The sequence below is a fragment of the Kiloniella antarctica genome (assembly GCF_042682825.1).
GTDB classification, from domain to species: Bacteria; Pseudomonadota; Alphaproteobacteria; order Kiloniellales; family Kiloniellaceae; genus Kiloniella; species Kiloniella antarctica.
Map to the genome: position 1 here is coordinate 513,790 of NZ_JBHUII010000011.1, position 18,167 is coordinate 531,956.

Here is an 18,167-nt window from a genome sequence, read left to right on the forward strand (position 1 = left end):
TTTTATTTTACCCTCTGGGAGGCCGTTATGACAATTCGTCTGGGTGATGTTGCACCGAACTTTACACAAGAATCTACCGAAGGTCCGATCAATTTTTATGAATTTATTGGGGACAGCTGGGCTGTATTATTTTCGCACCCAAAAGACTTTACGCCCGTTTGCACCACTGAATTGGGATACGTTGGAAAGCTCAAACCTGAATTTGTAAAACGTAACGTAAAAGTCCTTGGCCTGAGTGTTGATCCACTATCCGATCACACAAAATGGGTGGGTGACATAGAAGAAACTCAAGGTCATCAATTCAATTTTCCATTGCTTGCAGATGCTGATCGTAGTGTTTCCAATCTTTACGATATGATTCACCCAAATGCGAGTGATACGTTAACTGTGCGGTCTGTATTCGTTATTGATCCCAACAAAAAGGTTCGCTTAATCATCACCTATCCTGCAAGTACAGGCCGTAATTTTGATGAAATCCTGCGGGTGATTGATTCTTTGCAACTCACAGATGGCTACAAAGTGGCAACACCTGTGAACTGGAAAGACGGCGAAGATGTTATCATCGTACCAGCGTTAAGCGATGAAGAAGCCAAAGAGCGTTTCCCTAAAGGTTGGGTTGCGCACAAACCTTACCTTCGCGTAACGCCACAACCAAATAAGTAACAAGCCTGCGACTAAAAATAAAAAGATCCCGGTAATTATTTACCGGGATCTTTTTATTTGACGAAGTCTGTGGTTGTTGAGCTCTATGTGAAGAGTTCAGAATAATTTTGTGTGACTTTACGGCCTGGTACCGTCATTAATAGAAAACCAAATATACCACCGACCAAGGGTATAAGCATAAATAAGACAGTCCATCGCGACCAACCGATGTGATTTAGTCTGTGTACCATCCAACAAGATTGAAAACAGACAGTAAAAACAATAACGATGAATATAATCCAACTCCCCCCTAAAAAAGCATCATTTATCGGGGCTTCGAAGATATTAAAATAATCGTCATGATCAGATGTTTTTTCGATGTTAATAAATACAAGTGTCGAACATATAAAACCGAGAAGCGCGGAACGAAAAAAATACGCTAAACGACCAAGAGTTTTTTCATCGCTAGTTACATAAATCACTGTTGGAAGAAGAAAAATTATCGACGTTATTGCAAGCAACCCAATCATAATTCTCACCAAAAAATTAATACTCCATTATTTAAAACTATTATTGAGGGATGAATAAGCCGTAAATTATACCTAAAACTGCACACAATAATTCTTTATGAATAATTGAAAATATCACAATTTGTTTTTGATAACTTTTGTAACATTTTGCTACCCCTCTGTTAAAGTTACGTTATTTGTCAAATTTGACATACATACAATTTTAGAATTATTGTTTTAAAATGATTAATCTAAAATAAAGTGGGTAAAATTATGGGCCGAAATCTGGGTTTTGATGAAAAAGAAGTATTATCCAAAATAACCAATACCTTTCGTCAAAAAGGTTATGAAGGCACTTCAATAAAGGACCTGGTTAAAGCAACTGGTTTGACTTCCGGAAGTCTCTATAATTCATATGGCGGTAAAGATGCCCTCTTCCGAGCAGCGTTGGCTCATTACAATAACAATGTTGTAAGGCATCGGATAAGTATTTATCTCGATAAAACAGATAATCCCTTGCAAGGTATTAAAAATTTATTCCATTCGCTTTTAAACGAACCTGATGGGTTAAGTAATGGATGTTTATTAACCAATACAGCGGTTGAATTTAATAATCGTCTTCGTCATGTCTCTCAAGATCTTGATACAGGGTTCTCGCTGTTGGAATCTGGATTTAGAAGGCAAATTGAAAAATGTACGACTACAGGCCAAATCCCAAAACATTCAGCACCACAACAAACGGCAACCCGTCTACTACTCCTTTATCAAGGTATCTTGGTATTTGTACGTGCCGAATTACGCATAAAGGAGATTGAACAGACGTTGGATCAGGAAATTGAAACCATAATTAAAGGTACGTTCGTCTAAGTGAACTTTTATCCCTTATTCTCCAGCCTCACAAACCAGTAAAGAAGTAGATTGATGAATTCTAGAAATGAATTTTCTAACTATATTCAAGAACTTCTCTCTCCATTAGGGGATATACAGTTGGGTAAATTTTTTGGAGGTACAGCCCTAAGATGTGATGGAATTCAATTTTGTATGATAATGAAAAACCGACTGTATTTTCGGGTTAGCAAAAATAATCTGGCTTCGTACCTAAACTATGATAGTCACCCCTTTAGCTATTTGACAAAAAAGGGTCGCGTCAATGTCAAAAGCTATTATGAAGTCCCGGCAGATATCCTTGATGATCAAGAATGTTTGTTATCTTGGGCACAGCAGGCTGTAACAGCTTCCCAGTCTAAATAGAATTTCTCTCTAGTTCATTAATATATAAAATAAATCCTAGTCAAAATTCTACGTGACTTGTGGAATTGTAAATACATCTCTCTTAAGGCCATCTGGAAACTTTTCCCTTCTTACCTTTTGTCCTCCCAATCGCCTCACAAGAGCACGTGCAGGTTCGTTGTCATCATTCATATATGTTTGAACGTTATCCCAACCAAAAACACTATAAGCATATGAGATAGCTGCTAACGAAGCTTCTCTGGCTATACCCTTTCCGCAGAAATCAGGTAACAACCACCACGTAAGTTCGCGTGGCCACCCTTTTCCTTGCCAGAAACCACATGTTCCAATTAATGCGTCGCTTTCCTTCTCTTGTATTACCCACACACCAAAGCCTGATAAATACCAAGAACCCAAGTCTGCTTTTAGCCTGAACCACGCCTCGCCAGCGGTTATAGGGCCACCATATTTGGCAGAGGCAAGCCCATCGGTATAAAACCGTTCATATACAGCATAACATTCTATATTGGGGGCGATTAAACGAAGTCTATCTGTTTCAAGTCTTGGGATCATAATCATCTCATGAAATCATAAATCGGGAAACGGTACTTTTACAGCCCTAAAGTTAGCGATTACCTCGCCTCAAAAGGCTCGATAATTCGGAGCCTCATAATAAAATAGTATCTTAATCAAGCCCCGCCAAGTGTTCGACGTAATCGTTGTAAAGTGCTTTCTTCTCCCAAGGTTCCCCCCAGTTGTTTTAGGTACGCCTTTACTTGTGAACTCATGGCAATCTTTCCGTCATTCATAAAACCTTCATGATTTTTTTCAATTTCTGAAAGGTCATAACGATAATTCACCATTATACCAGAGGCTTGAGAAATTCCTTTTGCCGATATATCTCCTAACCAGTTAATCCGGTTAAGCTGTGCGCCATTTTTTAAATGAAATCTGGCAACAGGGTCAAGTGCACGACCTTTAGCATCTTTTTCTAAAAAGTATGCTACACAAAGTCGGCAAAGAGGCCCGCGGAGTAGCTCGGCAAGTTCTTTGTTTTGAAACCATTCTTTATCTTGAAAACAAAGAAAAATAGCCGTTTTGGCTTCACTTGCCCCTGTTTTAGCTTTTAAATGTTCCATCTCTTCCTTGGTTACACCGTCTTGAAATAAGGTAGCATCAAGGTCTGCAAGCCAAGACCTGAAACCGGGTACAGGAGAAAGCGTAGCAAAACCTTTAACCCATGGCATTTCTTGGGAAAGGTGCTGCACCACCTGCTTAATGAGGTGTTCCCCAAAACTTATGCCCCTCAATCCTTTTTGAGTGTTGGTAATAGAATAAAAAATTGCCGTATCGGCATTATTCAATACGCCAAGTGGAGCCTCTTCATCTAAAATTTTCTGAACATTACTTGCCATTCCCTTGACCAAAGCCACTTCGACAAATGCTAAGGGCTCATCGGGCATTCGGGGATGAAAAAGTGCGTAACATCGTCGATCTGAATCAAGGCGATTTCTCAAGTCTCCCCAAGATGTAATCTGGTGAACTGCTTCATAGTCAATTAATTTTTCGAGTAATGCAGCAGAGGTATTCCAATTCATTTCTACTAAGTCGAGAAAACCTGCATCGAACCAAGAGGTCAAGAGTTGTTCAAAATCGCGATCTAAGGCATTAAAGTAAGGGTCTTTACCTTTAATTTTTAAGAGATCCGCTCGAATATCTACTAAAAATTTTACGCCGTTTGGTAAGGCGTTGAATTGTGTTAGCAGTTGTAGCCTTTCAGGAGACGAAGACTGTCGTAAATGATAAGCGGCAATCACTCTTTCAGATACGTCTTTGGCGGACATAAATTCATTTATAGCTAGGCGGATTTTATCTTCATTCGCGCAAAAATCTTTTGCAAGTAGAGTTAAAAAATCAAATTTACCATCATCATCAAGTTCAAGATATGTACGCCCTAATTCCGCGGTCCTCATCCTTGCGGAAACATCTCCGCCTCGACCACTTAGGCAGTCCCGCATCATACGTTTTAAATTTTTAGGGGTAACTGATTTTTCTATACGATTGAGCCCCAAGCTGCGGGCAGCATTTTGAGAAATTTCGCGCCAAGTCTTTGATAAATGTGACAGAGTACTTTTACTTGGAATATGTATGCGGGGAGTGTTTTTCGTTGATGAATTCTCTTCGGTCTGAGAAGTATCTGACATATATCACCTCCTATGGCATGGTGTTCTTTTAGTATACTTTGACCTCAATCATCGATATTCAAGTCATTTACTCCTACCAGACCAAAAAATATTATGTCTTTACGATAACTTGTGGAATATAGGCTCGGGGAGTCCGAACACTTGGTTTTCCTTTATGACTTTCGGATCATAAGCTTTTCGAGAGAAAACATCCCTAACCATTGGTGTAAAGAAGTCCAGTGTTTCGAAGTCATATTCAGGATCAAAAGAGCTTTGGTCCCAACGTTCACAGAAATCAGCGCATGATTGATAACAAGGATGATCTTTGAATTCTTCACGCGCATTTTTATCCCAACCATAGTGGTGGCCATAAAAATACATTTGAAAAATGCCATGATGCTCAACTACCCATGCCACCTCTTGCCTGACGAAGGGGCGGATAACTTCTGCAGAAAAGCGATCATGATTTTGCGGGGCCAAACCGTCCCCGACATCGTGTAACAAAGTGCCAACAACCCAATCTATATCAGCGCCATCTCTGTAGGCTCGGGTCGCAGACTGTAAACCATGTTCTAAGCGTGTTATTTTGTATCCACTTAACGAATCTTCACCCTGATTTTTTAACTCTGTTAATACTCTGTCTACGGTAAGAGAAAGATAAGGTTTTTCCATTTCAGCGAGGAAATCATATTCTTCTTTTGTCCCATCTTTCATTTGTGTGAAGTTGATCGTTTTCATATTTTAGACACTCACAATTTTTGGGCAGAATCAGCAGCGATTTATTAAAATTGATTTTAGTTTCTAATTTCCATTCGCAGCCCGATTGTGTGTGCGCCAACTTTGGGCTTCGATAAAGACTTTCCGAACATCCGGTTGAGCTGTGCGGATTTCTTTTTCAATTTTAGCAATGGTAGCTTCGACTTCTTGTGAAAGAATGCCATCTTTAAAATCGATAGACAATGTCACAAGAATATCCATAGGCCCATTTTGAAGGGAAAGAATTTCGTTTACCCGAAGTATAGAAGACTGCTTGGCAATAATTCTGCGGATATTGGTTTCAACCTCAGAATTAGCAGATTCACCGATAAGAAGACCTTTGGTTTCATAGGCAAGAACCCAGGCAATAATAGCCAGAAGAATACCAATGATAACAGACGCCAAACCGTCGAGTTCAGGGATGTCTAATAATATTCCCAATCCCAATCCAGCCATTGCAACCAATAAGCCAAGCAATGCGGCTGTGTCTTCCAACAAAACAGCAAAAATTGAAGGATCTTTGCTTGCAGCCACAGCTGCAAAATATTTCCCGTCCTTAACTTTTTTATTGAACTCCTTAAAGGCAATGAACCATGCAGCACCTTCAAAAACTAACGCAGCCCCAAGAACAATAAAGTTCACCATAGGATTTTCTATGGGTTGAGGGTTCATAATTTTATGAATACCTTCGTAGATGGACACGCCGGAACCAATAGCGAAGACCAACAAGGCCACAACAAACGCCCAAAAATAAAGCTCTCGACCATATCCATAAGGATGGCGCGCATCAGCTGGCCGTGCAGAGCGATGTAAGCCATACAGCAAAAGCCCTTGATTACCTGTATCAACGGCAGAGTGAATGGCTTCACTGAACATTGCAGAGCTACCAGTATAAGCCGCAGCAAAAGCTTTCGTAATTGCAATCAAACCGTTTCCAGCTAATGCTGCAAAGATAACGATTTTTGATGAATTCCCGGCCATATTGATCTCTCCCGTCGTAACGGTCTAAGGTAATTATGTTCTTGAAATGAACAAAGGAAGCGACATCATAAGGAACATATGAGAAGGTTCAATCTCATTCTTGCTCTTCCTCTATTATTAAACAACGGTATGCGTATGAACCGTATTTTAAAAACTTCCGTAAAAGTATTTTCATTCATAATTTTACTTGTTCTCATTGTCGGTGTCGGCGGATTTGTCTGGCTTCGATCATCGCTGCCTCAGCTAGATGGCGAAGTGGCTCTTGGAGCATTGAAAGGCAATACTGAAATCCTCCGCTCAGATGACGGCTTGGTTACAATCCGAGCAGGCAATGAAGCTGATGCTTATCACGCACTGGGGTATGTCCACGCTCAAGATCGCCTGTGGCAAATGGATTTTATGCGTCGTGCAGGCGCGGGCCGGTTATCTGAAGTTAGCGGCAAAGCTACAATAGGTATTGATCGCTTTATGCGAACCCTTGGTTTTCAAAACTTGGTGATAGAGAATTACAAACACCTACCATCAAAAGTAAAAGCCGTTTTCGAATCTTATAGCCAGGGGGTCAATGATTATCTTCAAACGCATTCCGGGACACTTTCACCCGAGTTTCACATATTAAACTATAGCCCTGAACCATGGCTTCCAACAGACTCTCTTTTATGGGGGCGGTTGATGGCTCTTCAGTTGTCGGATAACTTTAATAAAGAATTATTAAGACAAAGATTATTAAATAACATGGACTTATATGAAGTAAATAATCTATGGCCAGAAGATAACAATGATCCTTTGATTATTCCAAATATAACAGGACTCGATTTTTCCAAACCCGAATCTCTCTCCCCAAACATCCCCGCAGGCCCTCTTCCGCTTCCTTGGTCTTTAGCCCCAAAGGATGCATCAAATGCTTGGGTGCTATCGGGCGATAAAACATCAACAGGAGGTCCTATTCTTGCCAATGATCCTCACCTTGCTTTAGATGCGCCGGGTCCTTGGTATTTAGCTAGGATAGAAACACCAGAGTTTATTTGGGCGGGCGCAACCTCTCCAGGTGTTCCCCTGCTCGTACTCGGACATAACAATCATATTGCCTGGGGGTTTACAACTACGCACAGCGACACCCAGGATCTTTTTATCGAAAAGATCAACCCCGACAACCCAGAGCAGTATCTCAGCCCGGAAGGTTATGTCGAGTTTGAAACGCATACCGAAATCATACGTATTAAAGGCGCGCCAGATGAAAAAATTACAATTCGAAAAAGCAGGCACGGGCCAATTATTTCGCCTGTTCTAGGGTCATCAGGTATCGGACAACAAGAACAAATCAAACATCCTCCTCAAATTGCTCTTCAATGGACTGCACTTAAAGAAGATGACAAAACCGCTCAAGCCCTGTTTGATATAAATAGATCCAAAGATTGGGTCGATTTTGAGAGAGCAACTCAAAACTTCTATTCGCCACAACAAACCCTTGTTATGGCTGATAAAAAAGGCACTATTGCAGTAATAGCTTCCGGGCGTATCCCTATTCGAAAATCTGGCGATGGCCGTTTACCCGTCCCAGGTTGGACTGGAACAAATGATTGGCAAGGCATTATTCCTCCAAGATTCTTACCAAAGAGTATTAATCCAACAACAGGTAAGCTGGTTACGGCAAACAATAAACTCATCGGTCCTGATTATCCCTACCTTATTACCAAGGATTGGCCCAACTCCTATCGAGCAAAAAGAATACATCAACTAATCGATCAAAAAGATAGGTTATCTATTGAAGACAACATGAATATTCAAATGGATACTCTGTCACTGGCAGCTCTGGAACTACTACCTCTCCTGCTTAAAACGAGCCCCAATAGTCAAGAGGCACAAAAGGCTTTATCTCTTCTAAGACAATGGAATGGGAAGATGGAGTTAACATCTATTGAGCCTGTTATTTTCCACAACTGGCTTTATTGGCTCAACAAGGCTGCATTCGGAAACCTCCCTACCGATGCCGCCTCATTTCAAACGCCTGATATTCTTAGACTTAAATTCTTATTAGAGCGTAACCCTGAGAATTGGTGCAAGTACGGTGAAAGACTCGTAATTGGCGAGAATTGTGTCGCCCAGATGACAGAAAGCTTGGATCGAGTGATATCTAATTCAAATGATTTTAATGCTATTTCAAGTTGGCCAAATTGGGGAGATCGTCATAAAGCTCATTTTGAGCATCCGATATACGATAAAATCCCCCTTTTAAATCAAGTGTTAAAGTTGGAAATTTCTTCTGCGGGAAGTCACGACACGATAAATCGGAGCAGCCCTTCTTTGAGAAAAGCGATATTACAGTTATTTCCGAACGTTCACGGGCCTTCATATAGAGCCGTTTATGACTTGACCAATCTCGACAATTCCCGCTTTCTGTTAGCAACTGGACAGTCGGGAAATCCTTTGTCGAGTTTTTATGGAAACTTCCTGTCAAGTTGGCGTGATGGGGAATACATAAAGCTTGATAGCGATAAGTTTCGAAATCCCAAACACCGTTTGGTTTTAATTCCAAAAATGAACTGAGACAGACAAAAACCAAAAAATACAAATAGGATTTGATAGGGTGACAATAACAATTGAAGATATCCGCAAAGCAGCGGATGAAATCAAAGGGGAAGTCGTTAGAACACCTTTTGTTCACGCAAAACGCTTATCTAAAATTTTGGGTTGCGAACTTTATTTAAAGCTGGAAAGTCAACAGTTTAGTGGATCTTTTAAAGACCGCGGCGCACTTTATAAAATCAAAAACCTTACCCAGCAGCAAAAAGCGAAAGGCGTAATCGCTATGTCTGCGGGTAACCATGCGCAAGGCGTTGCATTACACGCACAACGCTTAGATATTGCTGCAACAATCGTCATGCCCGAGACGGCACCTTTTAGTAAGATTGAACGGACCCGTGCCCTTGGCGCTAAAGTTATTCTTTCCGGAGAAACGCTGGACGATTCTCGCAAAGTGGTCGATGAGATTGTTGCGAAAGACGGACTGACCTTTGTCCATCCTTACGACGACGAATACGTCATTGCTGGTCAAGGTACGATTGGTTTGGAGATGTTGGAAGACCAGCCTGATCTCGATGCCATTATCGTCCCAATTGGCGGCGGCGGCATCCTATCTGGAATTTCTCTTGCAGCAGAAGCAATAAACCCAAACATTAAGCTTTACGGGGTAGAGGCAAACCTCTTTCCCTCGATGTCACAAACACTAAAGCACCAACCAGCAACTTCCGGCGGTTCCACAATGGCCGATGGTATTGCGGTAAAAGAACCAGGACTAATTACCCGCGAGATTATTGATAAACTCGTCGATGAGATTTTTCTAGTTGATGAAAGCCAAATTGAAACGGCCATTTTGACCTTGGTTGAAGAACAAAAGGTCGTTTCTGAAGGAGCTGGTGCCACTGGTGTTGCCGCAATTTTAAATAATCCTGAAAAATTCAAGGGTAAGAAAATTGCCACCGTAATTTGTGGTGGAAATATTGATGCCCGTATGCTTTCTGGTTTGCTTATGCGTGGTCTCATGCGCGATGGGCGCCTCGTTCGCTTACGTACAGAGATGGTTGATCAGCCCGGACTATTGGCGAAAATATCAAGTATAATCGGGAAAGCGCGTGGCAATATCATTGATGTTATGCATCAACGCCACTTTTACGATGTCCCTGCCAAAATGGTTGAGATTGATTTCATCATAGAAACTCGTGACAGTGATCACGTAAGTGAAATCATGGAAAAGCTTGATGAAGGTGGTATTAGCAACCGTGTTCTCTCAAGTCGTTCTTGTGATTAGTTTTTTTACTCTTCTATAATGTCTTTGTAAGAGCAGAGAAAATTAAAGCCCTCTCTCTCTTACAAAGAAATACTCCATTTCCCCCTCTTTAAGTGTTTCATCAGGAAATTGTCAGTGACGTACGTTAAAGGATCTTTTTTATAACAATATATAAAGAGAAACTTTATGCGACAGAATCTTGTTGATCTTCTTCTGGTTACAACTTTTGTATTCTCCGTAAATATCAAAACGGTCGTATCTGCCGAGCTCGATATAACAAAACTTCAGTGTGACGGTATCGACGACAAAGAAGATCTGGCAAGCTTTGCATTTTGGCTGGATGGGTATGTTTCTGGTATAAATAAAGCTTCTTCTATTACTTTCACAAAAATCGAAAACTTAATAGAAGAAACCATTAAAGCTTGTAATCAAAATCCTGAAAAGACCGTGTTTGAGGTTGTAAAAAAGCTAAAGCAATAAACAAGAAAGTAATGCTAAATGACTGATAATAAGTCTAAAAATATGCCAAATAAAAGTCACCGTTCAAATCGTTTGTCCTTTGCCACACGTACGATTCACGCTGGTCAACATCCCGATCCTTCTACCGGAGCGATCATGCAGCCAATTTATGCCACGTCGACCTACGTACAGGATGGTTTGGGCGAAAACAAAGGATATATGTATAGCCGAACCGAGAACCCAACACGTCAGGCATATGAACGTTGCATTGCAGATCTAGAAAGTGGCACGCTCGGGTTGGCTTTTGCTTCTGGCCTTGCTGCGATCAGCACTGCTTTAGAACTACTTGATACAGGATCTCATGTAATTGCCATGCATGATCTTTATGGTGGTACACACAGATTATTTAGAGATGTGCGCCCCAGGTCAGCCGGGCTGGATATTGAGTTTGTTGACCTGACCAGCCTTGAAAAATTTGAACAAGCCATTCGACCCGATACAAAAATGATTTGGATCGAAACACCAACCAACCCTCTGTTGCAATTGGTTGATTTAGAAGCAATTGCCGCGATTGCAAAAAACAAAGGTATTTTAACCTGTGTGGATAACACTTTTTGTTCCCCTTGGGTGCAACGACCGCTCGAGCTAGGCATTGATATCGTTATGCACTCGGCAACAAAGTACCTTAATGGTCATTCTGATATTATTGGTGGTATCCTTGTTGTCGGGGAAAACTCTGATTTATGCGATCGCCTGAAGTATTTACAAAACGCCCTGGGCGCTATCCAAGGTCCCTTTGATGCATTTTTAGCTCTACGTGGCCTTAAAACGCTGGCTTTACGCATGGAACGTCATTGTTCCAACGCACTAAAAGTAGCAACGTTTTTGCAAGAACAAGAAGCTATAGAAAAAGTCTGGTATCCGGGGCTTCCTACTCACCCGCAGTTTGAGTTACAAAAAAGGCAAATGAAGGCTGGGGGTGGAATTGTGACCTTCACCCTAAAAGGAGGATTGGATGAGACAAAAAGGCTCTTAGAACGTGTTGAATTATTTGCCTTGGCAGTCAGCCTTGGTGGCGTTGAAAGCCTGATTGAACACCCCGCCAGTATGACACACGCAGCTGTTTCTCCTGAACACAGAGCATCGATTGGTATTACTGATAATCTGGTTCGGTTATCTGTCGGCGTTGAGGATGCCGATGATTTGATAAACGATTTGAGGTTTGCTCTAGGTTAAGTTCGGCATGTAACTCGTTAATAAAGGGCTGATAAGTACCTTTGTTAACGTAGCCTTATTGAAGCAATTTTGTATTGAAGCAATTTTGTTTTATTCAATATGAACGCCACGATACATGCCACGGAAATATAGCAAGGGATCCCCAACTTCTTTCAGAAAAGTTTCCTCGACCTTGCCAACAACAATAACGTGATCTCCTGCGTCGAATTGTGCGTGCATAGAACAGTCTAAATTGGCAAGGCAGTTTTCTAAGATCGGTGCACCAGTGCTGAGATGGCTCGTAGCCACACCGTCCCAGCGTTCTTCAGAAAAAGCAAAACGGTCAGATATATCTTTTTGAATATCCGTTAGTATATTAATTGCAAAACATTCAGCTTCTTTAAACGCAGGAAGACAATTTGAGCGTTTATCAATACAGAAAAGAACCAACGGAGGATCCAGCGATACCGAAGAAAACGAATTCGCCGTCAGCCCGTGCTGCTCCCCTTTTTTATCTCGTGTTGTTACAACAGTTACACCCGTTGCAAAGCTACCGAGTACTTTTCTAAACTCACCAGAGTTAAAGGCCATTACCTGTACTATTCCCAAGATTTTGTGTTGTTTTGCGACAACCTTTTACCGGCACACTAGAGAATGCGGCTTAAAAAACAACACAATATTTAATCAGGTCCAATTTTATAACATCAAAGAATAAAAATACTCTAAAAACGACCAGGGCGTCAGTGTTATTCTGATTAATTTCGATTTTGAAGTAAACTCTCCTTGTTCTCTTTCTCTGAACTGGATATGAGAAATCTCCTAATTACATCCAATCTCCTACTGTTGCAGGGTTCAAAGCCATGTCTCGATTACAGGCAAATTTTTTATTGCTTATCTCTGCGATCATTTGGGGATCAACATTTGTTGTGCAGCAAGTCTCCATGGATCTAATCGGTCCGATGAGCTTTACTGCAATTCGCTTTTTTCTCGGGTTCATCATTGTGGTGCCACTGGCCACCAGAGAATGGAAGAGAAAAAGCCAGACCTCGTGCGCTTTAAATAAAAAAACGCTGTCCCTTAAATATTTGTTATTAATGGGGGTAATTGGTGTAATTCTGTTTATTGCTACCATCATTCAGCAAATTGGAATCATTCACACTACGGTTACAAATGCGGGGTTTCTTACCGCAATGTATGTTCCAATGGTTCCTTTGTTGGGGCTAATCATCTTCAGAAAGAACCCTCATTGGGTAATCTGGCTTGCGATCGGTTTCTCTTTTGCAGGAACAACTCTGATCAGTGGTGTTGATAGCTCTTTGGAGTTGGGATACGGAGATGCATTGGTATTAACATCGTCGATATTTTGGGGGCTACATGTTCTTCTGGTCGGGATCATTGCGGCAAAAACATCTATGCCTTTAACAGTGGCTGCCATCCAGTTTGCAGTTGTGACAATACTTTCTGCTGTCGGGGCTTTTGCTTTGGAAACTGTCTCAATCGAAGCCCTGTTATCCGCGTTCTGGTTTATTGCTTATGCGGGGTTATTTTCTGTTGGTGTTGCCTTCACACTCCAGGTAGTTGGTCAAGCGCATACGCAACCTGCTGATGCTGCACTCATACTCAGCCTGGAAACTGTTTTTGCTGCAATTGCAGGCGCGGTATTCCTTCAGGAAAGAATTGGCAAGGTTGAAATGGTTGGTTGTGCAATGATCTTAAGCGCAATTTTGATGGTTGAAGTATTGCCAATGATACTGAGAAGACGTCGTCGAATTACCTAATCCATGATTTATTTAGATAAAATCCAATGATTATTTAACCTTATCCTTCAGATGATTACCACTTGTTAACCTTATTCTACGATGATGCAAAAATAGGATTTTAAACAGGAAACGAAATTAAATCATGACAGTTATTCTAGGCACTATAATTGTTATCGCTGCCGTTCTTGGTGGATATATGGGCGGCGGTGGCCATGTCGGTGTTCTCTGGCAACCTTTTGAGTTTGTAATCATCCTTGGTGCCGGCATTGGCGCAACAATTACAGCCAACTCAAAAGTATCGCTCAAAAGTCTTGGTGGTTCTGTGGGTAGAATGATCAAAGGCCCATCCTATAAGAAAGAAGATTTCCTTGAAGTCCTTTGTTTGCAATACCAAATATTTAAACTTGCGAAAACGAAAGGTATGCTTGCCTTAGAAGCGCACGTTGAAAATCCAGAAGAATCAACTCTCTTTTCCCAGTTTCCAAAATTTCATGGCGATCACCATGCTGTCGCTTTTGTTTGCGACTATCTTCGTATGATGAGCCTTGGCGCTGATGTGCCCCACGAAGTGGAAGCCTTAATGGATCAGGAACTTGAAGTTCACCATATGGAAGAGCACAATGTTGAGGCTGCCCTTGCCGGCCTTGGTGAAGGTTTGCCAGCTCTTGGTATTGTTGCCGCTGTTCTTGGAGTGATTCATACGATGGGCTCGATTAGTGAGCCACCAGAAATATTGGGTAAGTTGATTGGGGCGGCCTTGGTGGGAACCTTCTTTGGGATTTTAATGTCTTATGGTTTTGTCGCGCCAATGGCATCTGCGTACAGTAAAGTGACAGAAGAAGACAGTCGTTATTATGAATGTTTAAAAGCAGGAATTCTTGCCCATATGGCAGGTAACGCACCAACAGTATCTGTTGAATATGCACGAAAAACCTTGATGTCGCACGTACGGCCAAGCTTTTATGAATTAGAAGAAGCAGCCAATGAATTACCTGCTCCGGGCTAATGGCAGCTCCATTTTCAAACCACATTTCTAACACGATTATACTTTAGTGTACTTACAGTTAAGTAATTCTGGAAAGCCAGTATGAGTGACGAACGCGAAGGCCAAATAATAATTAAGAGGATTAAAAAGGCTGGCCACGCAGCTCATGGTGGTGCCTGGAAGGTCGCTTATGCTGATTTTGTAACGGCAATGATGGCTTTCTTCTTACTTTTATGGCTTTTGAATGCAACAACAGAAGAACAGAAACTTGGTATCGCGGATTATTTCGCTCCGTCTTCTAATATATCCAAGTCAACCAGTGGGTCTGATGGCCTTCTTGGTGGGCAATCAATCTCTAGCAAAGGGGCATTGGTTTCAGAATTTTCAAGTATCGGGGTGCAAATGCAGCTCCCCCCAGAAGAAGAAAGTGAAGAGACGGATCCTGATGCTGAAAAAGATCCTTTAAAAGGCGAAGGAAAAGCAGAAGAAGAGCAACTGGAAGAATTTCGGCGTGAGCAGGAACGAAAACAGTTTGAAGAAACCGCAATTGCCCTAAAGACAGCAATTGCCGCAAACCCTGACCTTGCTGGTCTAGAAGAAAATCTTTTGATAGACCAGACACCTGAAGGCCTGCGTATTCAACTGGTCGATCAGCACGGCACTTCTATGTTTCCTTCCGGCAATTCAAAAATGCTGGCTCACACAGAAAAATTACTCGCTCTTGTCGCTGATGCTATCGGTGATATTGATCAAAAAATAGCTATTAAAGGCCATACAGACGCGACCCCCTATAGTACATCAAACGGTTATACTAACTGGGAACTTTCTTCTGAACGAGCCAATGCAAGCCGTCGTGCGCTGATTAATGCAGGCTTCAAATCAGACCGTGTCGCTTCGGTTGAAGGGCTCGCAGCTACAGAGCCTTTTGATGAAGAAAACCCGACCGCCGAAGTAAACAGACGAATTTCGATAATTTTACTTAAAGATGAAGCGACATTTCTTCCTAAAAAAAGTGATGACGGCAAGACCATAAATGTGGATACGATTTCTTCTGATCCTAACTAATCAGACTTGTCGTTAGAAAAAGACTTCCTATGTGAGTTCTATGAATAAATTACCGTCTTTACGATTAAAAAACAGCAAATCAACGCAAAAGTTAGAGTTAAATGCTCTTGATGTCGATGGTGTTCCATTTAACCGAGTACTGGCTTACCTTATCGATTTGATAATTTTATTTGTTGTTGGTTTGGCAATTGGTTTTGCAGCCTTTGTTCTTACCTTGATCTCAATCGGCCTTTTGTCCCCCATCACTTCAATTGTATTTGTTTTGCTCCCCCTTCTTCCTCTTGCTTATCATAGTTATTTCTTATCCCAGCAAGGGGCGACACCCGGCATGAATGCCATGGGGCTAAAGATGTTTACCATGGCTGGCGACACTCCAACGTTGTTCCACGCCGCCTTAACAACAGTAATTTTTTATTTATCAGTCCCGGCAACAAGCTTCCTTATCCTTCTTGTCGTCTTTTTCAATAAGGAACGCCGTACGCTCCATGACCTTTTAACAAGTACAATTGTCGTGAACGATGCGGATGAGGCATAAAAGCACCAGTAACCCCTTTTATTCACCCTGACGGTCATAATTTCGCCTTACCCTGTCAATAAAAAACAATCACACTTTCGTCTGGCCTTATGCGATTATACTCGCTAAGAACTAACGATATTTTTTTGATGACCAAACTGAAGAAACTTGAAAAATGCAGCGTGATTTAATTGGAACTCAGTGGCGCCCTAAACAGCTGGCACTATCATTTGCTCTGGCCATCCTCATTGGCCTATCTTACATCTGGACACCTACCAGTGATCTTTGGCGTGACGTAAGTGAAAAATTTTTCTTTGCTGTAAATGCCTCTTTGCTCTGGAGTGAAACCTGGCAGGTATTTTGGGCTGCAGTAAATACCCCTGTATTTGACAAGCTAAACGGCCTTATTATGGCTATTCCCTGCCTTTGGTATGTATCCTGCGATCGCAGCCGTCCTCTTTCTTTGCGGCTTTCTCATATGGTTATCATGGGTATAGCTATTGTCGTTGGCGTTTATTTTGCCAAACATGCTTTCCGGTCGTACGAATCACTCAGTCCCTCTCTTGTGTTGACGCCTTTTAACGATCTGACAACGCTTGTGCCTTGGCTCGAAGCCAAAGTAAGTGCTGACGATAGCTTCCCTGGTAACCACGCAGTTGTTGCTGGAATCTATGGTTTCTTCTTTTATTTCGCGATTGGTCGTAAATATTTCTGGCTCGCACTTCCAATTGCGTTGTTAGGTGGTACTGCTCGTGCTGTCGCTGGAGCCCATTGGTTGTCTGATCTTTTCGTTGGAGGTGCTATTCACATCTTACCTCTGCTTGCACTGGCTTTCGCAACACCTGCTATTCGTTGGATGCAGTCTGGTTTGGATACTATCGCCGATATTCTTGTTTTGAATTTACCAAATTTTGTAACATCTCCCTTTGTCAAACTGGCTCGCAAAATATCCTAATACATGGGCGGACGGACTTACTTTTTCTAAAAAGAGTGAGTCCGTTTCAATTGGTATATTTTGATTTACAATAGCTAATCTATAGTACTCTCTTAGTAACTTTATGACTGACGTTTATGGTGTTTTTGAAGCCTCAGCTTTTCTTTACCACCCCTCCTTCCCCTTGCCCTTACAAAGAAGGTGAAGAAGAACGTAAACTGGTTACTGAAATCTCTCATGAAAATGCCAGTCTTCAATACGATTTGATGATTAAGTCCGGGTTCAGGCGTAGCCACACCTTTCTTTATCGACCACAATACAATCGCCCCGACTACTGCTTATCTGTTCGCGTCCGGGTCAGTGACTTCTCCATGAGAAAATCACAAAGGCGAGTATGGAATAAAAACCGTGATCTCATTGCAAAACCATACAACTCAGTAGCGACAAAAGAGCAATACCAGCTCTTTAAACCCTATGTCGAAGGCCGACACGGTGATGGTGACATGAGCGGGATGAACTGGATCGACTACAAAGACATGGTCGATAGCAGTCCTGTTGATACTGAAATTATTGAATTCCATTCAGCAGAGGGAGATCTTGTTTGCGCTTGCATCGTTGACTGGGTTCACGCTGGTATATCAGCCGTTTATAGTTTTTTCGACGTGACAAAGCCAGATCGCGGGCTTGGCAGCTATATGATCTTATGGTTGATTGACCAAGCCAAGTTTAGAAACCTTGACTATGTCTATTTAGGATATTGGATCAAGGAATCAAATAAGATGTCCTATAAATCGAAATACCAGCCTCTGGAAGGCCTCGTTGAGGGCATCTGGAAAGACTTAAGTTAAAGAAAACTTCAATTATAATTTAAATTTTGATCGAACAGTCAAAATATCACTTAAATATAAGCCTTATACAATTTCATTTTACCCACTGATATTATTACGCTTTGCGAATATATTGAACCAGCTTTGCATAATTAAGCCATTATTATTGTTCGGCTTATATTGCACTCGCGAAGGAAGTTGCTTATTCTCCACACTTCTTCGTCAATAAATCCAAAATGGATAATTCTCAGCAGGGAGACAATTTTTATGAATCGTAGAAAGTTTCTAACCGGTACAGCTACGGCTGTAGCGGCAGGTGC

Annotated in this window: 19 protein-coding genes; 13 read left to right on the top strand and 6 right to left on the bottom strand. The window is 41.6% G+C overall.

Annotated features, from left to right (window positions below; all coding sequences use genetic code 11):
* Positions 1-27 precede the first annotated feature (27 nt).
* On the top strand, positions 28-663 hold the full coding sequence (locus ACFSKO_RS18490) for a peroxiredoxin (protein WP_380254398.1): 636 nt from the start codon (positions 28-30) through the stop codon (positions 661-663).
* Between the two features lie 83 nt (positions 664-746).
* Here the strand turns inward: ACFSKO_RS18490 and ACFSKO_RS18495 are convergent, their stop codons facing one another.
* Positions 747-1,172, bottom strand: coding sequence for a DUF805 domain-containing protein (locus ACFSKO_RS18495; protein WP_380254400.1), 426 nt, complete (start codon positions 1,170-1,172; stop codon positions 747-749).
* Between the two features lie 252 nt (positions 1,173-1,424).
* Here ACFSKO_RS18495 and ACFSKO_RS18500 point away from each other — a divergent pair, with 252 nt between their 5' ends.
* Entirely contained in the window at positions 1,425-2,018 is a 594-nt protein-coding gene (locus ACFSKO_RS18500; protein WP_380254402.1) for a TetR/AcrR family transcriptional regulator, read from the top strand.
* 54 nt (positions 2,019-2,072) lie between these two features.
* The gene (locus tag ACFSKO_RS18505; protein ID WP_380254404.1) at positions 2,073-2,402 is read left to right on the top strand and encodes a TfoX/Sxy family protein; all 330 of its coding nucleotides are present in this window, start codon (positions 2,073-2,075) and stop codon (positions 2,400-2,402) included.
* Positions 2,403-2,450: 48 nt separating this feature from the next.
* Here ACFSKO_RS18505 and ACFSKO_RS18510 read toward each other — a convergent pair whose 3' ends face one another.
* From ACFSKO_RS18510 to ACFSKO_RS18525, 4 genes are all read right to left on the bottom strand, one after another.
* Complete coding sequence (locus tag ACFSKO_RS18510) at positions 2,451-2,954, bottom strand: GNAT family N-acetyltransferase (RefSeq protein ID WP_380254406.1); 504 nt, start codon at positions 2,952-2,954, stop codon at positions 2,451-2,453.
* 116 nt (positions 2,955-3,070) lie between these two features.
* Complete coding sequence (locus ACFSKO_RS18515) at positions 3,071-4,585, bottom strand: malonyl-CoA decarboxylase (RefSeq protein ID WP_380254408.1); 1,515 nt, start codon at positions 4,583-4,585, stop codon at positions 3,071-3,073.
* 99 nt (positions 4,586-4,684) lie between these two features.
* Entirely contained in the window at positions 4,685-5,302 is a 618-nt protein-coding gene (locus ACFSKO_RS18520) for an HD domain-containing protein (RefSeq protein ID WP_380254410.1), read from the bottom strand.
* A 63-nt stretch (positions 5,303-5,365) separates the two neighbouring features.
* Positions 5,366-6,301, bottom strand: a complete 936-nt coding sequence (locus tag ACFSKO_RS18525; protein ID WP_380254412.1) for a cation diffusion facilitator family transporter — start codon at positions 6,299-6,301, stop codon at positions 5,366-5,368.
* A gap of 78 nt (positions 6,302-6,379) precedes the next feature.
* Here ACFSKO_RS18525 and ACFSKO_RS18530 point away from each other — a divergent pair, with 78 nt between their 5' ends.
* The 4 genes from ACFSKO_RS18530 to ACFSKO_RS18545 all read left to right on the top strand — a co-directional run bounded on the left by ACFSKO_RS18530 (position 6,380) and on the right by ACFSKO_RS18545 (position 11,783).
* Positions 6,380-8,848, top strand: coding sequence for a penicillin acylase family protein (locus ACFSKO_RS18530; RefSeq protein WP_380254414.1), 2,469 nt, complete (start codon positions 6,380-6,382; stop codon positions 8,846-8,848).
* A 40-nt stretch (positions 8,849-8,888) separates the two neighbouring features.
* Positions 8,889-10,109 (top strand): threonine ammonia-lyase, encoded by a 1,221-nt coding sequence (locus tag ACFSKO_RS18535; protein WP_380254416.1) that lies wholly within the window; start codon positions 8,889-8,891, stop codon positions 10,107-10,109.
* A gap of 165 nt (positions 10,110-10,274) precedes the next feature.
* Entirely contained in the window at positions 10,275-10,568 is a 294-nt protein-coding gene (locus tag ACFSKO_RS18540) for an HdeA/HdeB family chaperone (protein ID WP_380254418.1), read from the top strand.
* 18 nt (positions 10,569-10,586) lie between these two features.
* Positions 10,587-11,783, top strand: coding sequence for a trans-sulfuration enzyme family protein (locus ACFSKO_RS18545; RefSeq protein ID WP_380254420.1), 1,197 nt, complete (start codon positions 10,587-10,589; stop codon positions 11,781-11,783).
* 90 nt (positions 11,784-11,873) lie between these two features.
* Here the strand turns inward: ACFSKO_RS18545 and ACFSKO_RS18550 are convergent, their stop codons facing one another.
* A complete protein-coding gene (locus tag ACFSKO_RS18550; RefSeq protein ID WP_380254422.1) occupies positions 11,874-12,353 on the bottom strand; it encodes a flavin reductase family protein in 480 nt (159 codons plus the stop codon).
* A gap of 269 nt (positions 12,354-12,622) precedes the next feature.
* Between ACFSKO_RS18550 and ACFSKO_RS18555 the strand changes: the two genes are divergently transcribed.
* From ACFSKO_RS18555 to ACFSKO_RS18580, 6 genes are all read left to right on the top strand, one after another.
* A complete protein-coding gene (locus tag ACFSKO_RS18555) occupies positions 12,623-13,540 on the top strand; it encodes a DMT family transporter (RefSeq protein ID WP_380254424.1) in 918 nt (305 codons plus the stop codon).
* Between the two features lie 124 nt (positions 13,541-13,664).
* Complete coding sequence (gene motA / locus ACFSKO_RS18560; protein WP_380254426.1) at positions 13,665-14,528, top strand: flagellar motor stator protein MotA; 864 nt, start codon at positions 13,665-13,667, stop codon at positions 14,526-14,528.
* Positions 14,529-14,609: 81 nt separating this feature from the next.
* Positions 14,610-15,572 carry a flagellar motor protein MotB gene (gene motB / locus ACFSKO_RS18565; RefSeq protein WP_380254428.1) on the top strand — a complete coding sequence of 321 codons (963 nt, stop codon included), beginning with the start codon at positions 14,610-14,612 and terminating at the stop codon, positions 15,570-15,572.
* A gap of 40 nt (positions 15,573-15,612) precedes the next feature.
* A complete protein-coding gene (locus ACFSKO_RS18570; protein ID WP_380254430.1) occupies positions 15,613-16,107 on the top strand; it encodes an RDD family protein in 495 nt (164 codons plus the stop codon).
* A gap of 154 nt (positions 16,108-16,261) precedes the next feature.
* Positions 16,262-17,041 (top strand): phosphatase PAP2 family protein, encoded by a 780-nt coding sequence (locus ACFSKO_RS18575; protein WP_380254432.1) that lies wholly within the window; start codon positions 16,262-16,264, stop codon positions 17,039-17,041.
* A gap of 116 nt (positions 17,042-17,157) precedes the next feature.
* Positions 17,158-17,868: an arginyltransferase gene (locus tag ACFSKO_RS18580; protein WP_380254434.1), complete on the top strand. Its 711-nt coding sequence runs from the start codon at positions 17,158-17,160 to the stop codon at positions 17,866-17,868.
* Positions 17,869-18,167: the final 299 nt, after the last annotated feature.